The organism is Limnohabitans sp. (genome assembly GCF_044361985.1).
Classification (GTDB): Bacteria; Pseudomonadota; Gammaproteobacteria; order Burkholderiales; family Burkholderiaceae_C; genus Limnohabitans_A.
Map to the genome: position 1 here is coordinate 1 of NZ_JBIKHV010000116.1, position 6083 is coordinate 6083.

The following is a 6083-nucleotide window of genomic DNA, read 5'->3' on the forward strand; positions in this document are numbered from 1 at the left end:
TGCAGTCCATCACCACGGTGAAGCGCTTGACCACCTGACCACTGCGGTCGGTAAAAACGCCCCAGGCGTCGATGGTGCCCAAGAAATAGCTGCGCAAATCCAGTACGGGCTTTTCTTGCGCATACCCTTGCACCTGCGGCCCGGCGCAGCTGGCCAAAAAAGGCGCAGCGGCAAGCGCGGGCAGTGTGCCCAGGCGAGCTAGGGCGCTTCGGCGATCCATCTTTTTACTCATCAGCAAGCTCCTATTTTCAAAACTTGATTCGAATTCGTGCCGATGCATAGGGCGGGCATCAGGCCGCGTGCCGCAAAGCCGGTCCCCGCATCAAACCCCAATACAAAGCCAGCGCAGCCATCAGCTTGAGCACACATGGCAGCAGGCCGTAAGCCAGGCCCAGCGCCAGCAAGGCATCGGCGTCTTGCCGTCCAGGGGCATAACCCCACATGCCCAACAAGGGCAGGGACAAACCAGCGGCCAAAGCCAGGTTCAGCTTGGTGGCCAGATTCCACCAGCCCATGAAGGCGCCGTCTGTACGGCCCCGCTCGCCGCAGCGGTCGATCAATTGGTTGAGCAGGGCGCCGGGCACGGTGAGGTCTGCGCCCAGCGCCATGCCTGACAGCGCACACACCAGCAAAAACCCGGTGGTATCGCCCGCGCCCAAACCGATCACACTGACAAAAGCCAGCACCGACATGGCCATGCCCAGCGCCCAGGTGCGCACCAGGCCCATGCGGTCGATCACCTTGAGCCACAGCGGAAACGACAAAGCACCGGCCGCAAAGTACACCCCGAGAAACAGCGGCTCCATTGCCTTGGGCGCTTGCAAACGGTCTTGCACGAAAAACAGCACCAGGGTCGCGGGCACAGCACTGGCCAGACCATTCAAAACAAAAACCACCAACAAACGGCGAAAGCCGGCATAGCGCCAGGGCTGCCACAAACTCACGGCATTGTGTGCAGGGTCGAGTTCGGACGGCAATGGGGCTTGCATGGGTGCGGCTTGCCTGGCCGTGCGCTGCCAGGTGAACAACCCGAGGGCCAACATGATGACCAGCAGAGCGGTGGTCAAGGGCCAGCCCCAGAGGGCGGGCAAAGCCGAGGCCAGCAACACGCCCACCAAGGCCCATCCTTCACGCCAGGCCACCCAACGGCTTTGCGCGATGCCGCCACCGCCCTGGCGCGCGGCCCAGGCCTGGTGCAAGATGCCCAGTCCGCTGTAGGCCAGGTGACTGAGCGTGAGCGCAGCGCCCACCCAAAGCAGCAACTGCGGCGCAGACAAAACCGCCGAGGGCGGAAAAAACAGAGCCGCAAAACCCAAGGCCACCGCCACAGCCAGCAGCATGGCCGCCAGCCAGACGGCACGCCAAGAATGGCGAAAAAGTTGGTCCCCCCAACGCCCCAGCCACGGGTCGACCACAGCATCGATGCTGCGGCTGAGCAAGAGCACAGCACCCAATGCCGCCAAGGGCACGCCATATTGCTGGGCGTAAAGATTCGGCAAATGCACATACACCGGCAAGGCCACAAAGGCCAAGGGCAAACCCAGCAAGCCATAGGCGGCTGCGGCACGCCGCTGGCGCTGTGGGCCAGAGGCCGATGCGGCGCTGCTCATGGCTGAAGGCCTTGCAATAACTGCGCACGCATCTTGGGCTCAGACGTCCGTTCATCCAGCCAAACACCAAAAAACAAGCGCGCGAATGCGGTGTCTTTTACCAAGCCGACGCGTTGGCCGTTGACCCAGAATTCAGCGCCCAGCCCTGGCAGGTTGACGCCGGTGATGCGGTCGCCCTGACTGACGTTGGGGAACAAAGCGCTCATGGCCGACAACCAGCCTTGCGCCTGGGCGTCACTGAAATTGCCCACACGCCGCATCTCGTCAATCGATCGGCTCGCAATCGAGGCCCCTTCCAGGCGGCGCAAATATTGCAACTCCAGCGCGAAAGGGTGCAGCTCGTGTTGGCTGTGGCGAAAGCCCAAGGGCGTCCAAAGCCGGGCGTCGTAAACCTCAAAACCCCAGACGCGCAAACGCACGGGCGCAGTAGGCACCACACCGCTCAAAGCAGCAACTTCGGGGCGGCTGTACTGTGCATTGGGGTTGATGTTTGGATTGGCCGTGCTGGTTTGTGCTTGGGCTTGGGCATCACCGAACGCCCCACCGAAAATGACCATGAACAGGCAAAGACCCACCCAGTGCCTCTGCACACCATGCGCCCATGTCAAGGTATTTTTAAAGTGTGCAGTCATGGGTTTCAACCTGGTTTGGCCAGCGTGAACTGGATCACATCGATGTTGGCCTCATCGAAAGCGGCTTCGCAATAGGCCAAGTAAAACGCCCACAGGCGTATGAAGCGGTCGTCAAACTGCAGCTTTTGCACTTCGCCAGCTTGCTGCATGAATCGCTCCCGCCAGCGGCGCAATGTCTCGGCATAGTCGGGGCCAAAGTTCAGCTCGTCCACCACCTGCAAGCCTGCGGCCTGCGCCTGTTTGCGAAACTCGCCAGGGCTTGGCAAACAGCCGCCAGGAAAAATGTACTGCTGAATGAAATCGGTTGATTGCAGGTAACGCTCAAACAAGCTGTCATCGATGGTGATGCTTTGCACGCACGCGCGGCCACCGGGTTTGAGCAGTCGGCTGATGGTCTGAAAGTAGGTGGGCCAATAGGCCTGCCCCACCGCCTCAATCATCTCGATCGAACAGATGGCATCAAAGGGTGCATCGGCAATGTCGCGGTAATCTTGCAAGCGCAAATCAGCACGCTGCTGCATCCCCTGGCCCTGCATGCGGGCATTGGCAAAGGCCAACTGCTCGGTGGACAAGGTCACGCCTGTGATGTGTGCGCCAAATTCAGTGGTGGCCGACTCGGCCAGCGCGCCCCAGCCGCAGCCGATTTCGAGCACGCGGTCACCAGGCTTGGCGTTCACCATGCGCAAGGCCCGGCGCACTTTGGCTTTTTGCGCGTCAGCCATGGGCTGGGTCTGGTCGCCCTCAAACCAGGCTGACGAATAATTCATCGTTCCGTCCAGCCACAACTCGTAAAACGCATTGCCCAGGTCGTAATGCGCGTGGATGTTCTTGCGACTGTTGCTGCGGTTGTTGCGGTTCAGCAAGTGCTTGATGCGGTACGCCAGTCGCCCCAGCCAATGGCCATAAATCGCACCTTCAATGTGATTGCGGTTGGCGATCAACAGGCGCATCAAAACGGCCAGATCGGGCGTGGTCCAGTCGCCGGCCATATAGCCCTCGGCAAAACCGATGTCGCCCGACTTGAGCACTTCGGCGCACATCTCCCAGCGGTGGATGTGCAGAGCAGCAAAGGGGGCCTCGTGCGTGCCAAACACCTGGAAGTTCCCATCGGGCGCATGCAGAGTGAGCGTGCCGATTTTCAGGCGTGCCAGCAGGCCCAACAAGCGCATTGCCGCTTTGGGCAAACTGCCGTGCGGAATCCGTGCGGCTGCGGCCGGGTTGCCAGAGATTGTGGCGTTGTCTGCGGTCTTTATCGTGGTGGGCATCCGGTGGGTTCCAGTGTTCATCGGGTCACAAATTCGCGAGGCGGTTCGGGCTTGCGCCAAAACGGTACTTTCTTAAGCCACAGCCGCAATGCGTGCCAGTGGATGCGCGCCACCACGCCCAAGGTCAGCAGCGGGTATCGCCACATGACCCGGCGCAAAGCCGCGGCGTTGAGGGGCTGAAGCTCGCCGCTCCAGCTGGTGTCGATCAGGGGTCCGTCTGCATCGGCATGGTCGACCCGCGCCACAATGCGTTCGGTACCCCCATGGCTCACGCGCATGAAACGAAACCGGTATTCGCCCTGCACATCGCAAAAGGGGGATACATGGAAAACTTTGTTGGCCAATATCGTGTGGCCATATTGCGGCTCGGGCAGCAGATAGCAATGGCGTTCGCCAAAGGTGTTGTTCACCTCGGCAACGATAGCGGCCAAAGTGCCATTGGTCCGGTGCGCGTACCAAAAGCTCACCGGCTTGAAAGCGTGCCCCAGAACCCGGGGGAAGGCCTGCAGCCAGACCTCGCCGCTCGCGTCCGTGATGCCTTCCTTGTGCAACAACGCGTCCAGCCAGGCCAATGCGCCGCCCTGGCCGGCACTTCGTCCGTCACCATGGTCGGCGTCGTGAAAAGCAAACCACGCAGGGCGGTTGATGGCCAGGTCTGTCGTGCACTGCCCCGCTTGCAGACTGCGCATGGGCAGCATCAGGAAGGCGGTCGGGTAGGCAAATGCGTGGTGCGCCGGCCGATGGCGCGTGTGCCGCACCTGGCCCCAGCCCATGAGTGCGATGGCCGGTTTCATGCGGCCAGCTTTTCAGGGGGGGTGCTGCCTTGCCCATGAATTTTTTGGAGCAAGGCGCGACCCACTTGCAGGCCTGATTTGAGACCATCTTCATGAAAACCGTAACCTGCCCAGGCCCCGGCGTACCAAGTGTCATGCTGGCCTTGCAGCAAGGGCAGGCGCTTTTGCGCTTCGATGGCTGCCAAGTCGAACACCGGGTGCGCGTAATCGTATTCACCCACGATGCTGGCCGCGTCGATGGCCTGCAGCGGATTGAGCGAAACCACCACCGGTTGCTGAAATGGAATGCGCTGCAAACGGTTGAGCAAATAGTGCAGGCACACCTTGGAAGACTCGCGCTCGCTGCTGGCTGCGCGCTCGTAATTCCACGCAGCCCAGGTTTTCTGGTTAGCAGGCAGCACACTGGCGTCCGTATGCAACACCGCGTGGTTGTCCTGGTAGCGAATGGCCCCCAGCAAGCTGCGCTCAAAGCTGCTCGGTTCACGCAACAGGCCCAAGGCCTGGTCGGTGTGTGTGGCGATCACGACTTGGTCAAAACGCTCGGCATGGCCATCGGTGATGATGCGCACACCTTGCGCATCGCGCTCGATCAGGCGCACCGGGGTGTTCAGCCGCTTGTCGTGCACGTCCGCCAAAATCTTCTCGACGTAGTTGCGCGCCCCGCCCACAACGCTGAACCACTGGGGGCGATTGGTCACTTGAATCAAGCCATGGTTGTGGCAAAACCGGATCATGGTGGCCACGGGAAACTGCAGCATTTGGTCAGTCGGGCAACTCCAGATGCACCCCATCATGGGCAGGAAATACCAGTCGCGAAAGGCTTCGCTGAATCGGTGCATTTGCAAAAAATCACTCAGCGGCTGCTGCATTTCTTTTTCACGTTGCTCTTTGGCAATGCGGGTACACAGCGCGTTAAAGCGCATCACATCGGCCAGCATGCGCCAAAAGCGCGGGTTGAACAGATTGCTGCGCTGCGCAAAGACACTGCTCAGGTCGGTCCCGCTCCACTCGAGGGTTTTACCCTTCAGCGCTCCCGGCACCTTGACAGAAAAGGACATGTCCGAGGGCGCCGTCTCGACACCCAGCTCGGCAAACAGGTTGATCAGGTTGGGGTAGGTGCGTTCGTTGAAGACCAGAAAACCGGTGTCCACCCCATGCGTGACCAAGCCCTGCGGTGTGGGCAGGGTCACGTCCACCGTGTGGGTGTGCCCGCCAAAATAATCACCCGCTTCGAACACGGTGATGTCAGCCTGGTCTTTCAAGGTGTGCGCCACCGCCAGGCCTGAAATGCCCGAACCCACAATGGCCAGTTTCATGCGGCGACTCGTGGTTTGGTTCATGGTTTGGCCTTGAGGGCTTTTTCAATCGCCCCCAACAGGCTTTTGCTGTCGGGCCCGGTCATGCTGCTGTATTGATCAAGCACCTTGCCGTCCCGGCCAATCAGGTATTTGTGAAAATTCCAGCGGGGCTTTTGGCCCGTTTGCGCGGTCAGTTGTTTGAACAAGGGCACCGCACCTTCGCCGGTGACCTGGGTTTTGGTGAACATTGGAAACTTCACACCAAAGGTGCTTTCACAAAAATCAGCAATCTGTTTGTTGCTGCCACTTTCCTGCGAAAAATCATTCGACGGGAACCCCAACACCACCAAGCCTTGGTTCTTGTATTGGGTGTTCAGCGCTTCCAGGCCTTTGTATTGCGAGGTGAAGCCACAAAAACTGGCCGTGTTGACCACCAGCACCACCTTGCCCGCGTACTGGCACAGCGATTGAGGCTTTTCATCTT

At 60.2% G+C, this 6083-nt stretch carries 7 protein-coding genes; all 7 read right to left on the bottom strand.

Going from position 1 to position 6083, the window contains the following annotated elements; genetic code table 11:
* The coding region (locus tag ACIQ3A_RS13260) for a DUF3833 family protein (protein WP_396432201.1) at positions 1 to 232 on the bottom strand (232 nt) is incomplete at its 3' end.
* A 58-nt stretch (positions 233 to 290) separates the two neighbouring features.
* Complete coding sequence (locus tag ACIQ3A_RS13265; protein ID WP_396432202.1) at positions 291 to 1610, bottom strand: MFS transporter; 1320 nt, start codon at positions 1608 to 1610, stop codon at positions 291 to 293.
* Positions 1607 to 2242, bottom strand: coding sequence for a chalcone isomerase family protein (locus tag ACIQ3A_RS13270; RefSeq protein WP_396432203.1), 636 nt, complete (start codon positions 2240 to 2242; stop codon positions 1607 to 1609). The genes ACIQ3A_RS13265 and ACIQ3A_RS13270 overlap by 4 nt, the downstream gene beginning before the upstream one ends.
* A gap of 5 nt (positions 2243 to 2247) precedes the next feature.
* Complete coding sequence (locus tag ACIQ3A_RS13275) at positions 2248 to 3507, bottom strand: class I SAM-dependent methyltransferase (protein ID WP_396432204.1); 1260 nt, start codon at positions 3505 to 3507, stop codon at positions 2248 to 2250.
* Between the two features lie 17 nt (positions 3508 to 3524).
* Positions 3525 to 4301, bottom strand: coding sequence for a DUF1365 domain-containing protein (locus ACIQ3A_RS13280; RefSeq protein ID WP_396432205.1), 777 nt, complete (start codon positions 4299 to 4301; stop codon positions 3525 to 3527).
* On the bottom strand, positions 4298 to 5617 hold the full coding sequence (locus tag ACIQ3A_RS13285) for an NAD(P)/FAD-dependent oxidoreductase (protein ID WP_396432207.1): 1320 nt from the start codon (positions 5615 to 5617) through the stop codon (positions 4298 to 4300). The genes ACIQ3A_RS13280 and ACIQ3A_RS13285 overlap by 4 nt, the downstream gene beginning before the upstream one ends.
* Positions 5618 to 5637: 20 nt before the next feature.
* Positions 5638 to 6083 (bottom strand): glutathione peroxidase (locus tag ACIQ3A_RS13290; RefSeq protein WP_396432206.1); only part of this gene is annotated, 446 nt, incomplete at its 5' end.

Excerpts from the sequence above, each read along its gene's own strand:
- ACIQ3A_RS13265 (WP_396432202.1), bottom strand. The coding sequence starts at position 1,610 with ATGAGCAGCGCCGCATCGGCCTCTGGCCCACAGCGCCAGCGGCGTGCC.
- ACIQ3A_RS13285 (WP_396432207.1), bottom strand. The coding sequence starts at position 5,617 with ATGAAACTGGCCATTGTGGGTTCGGGCATTTCAGGCCTGGCGGTGGCG.
- ACIQ3A_RS13270 (WP_396432203.1), bottom strand. The coding sequence starts at position 2,242 with ATGACTGCACACTTTAAAAATACCTTGACATGGGCGCATGGTGTGCAG.
- ACIQ3A_RS13280 (WP_396432205.1), bottom strand. The coding sequence starts at position 4,301 with ATGAAACCGGCCATCGCACTCATGGGCTGGGGCCAGGTGCGGCACACG.
- ACIQ3A_RS13275 (WP_396432204.1), bottom strand. The coding sequence starts at position 3,507 with ATGCCCACCACGATAAAGACCGCAGACAACGCCACAATCTCTGGCAAC.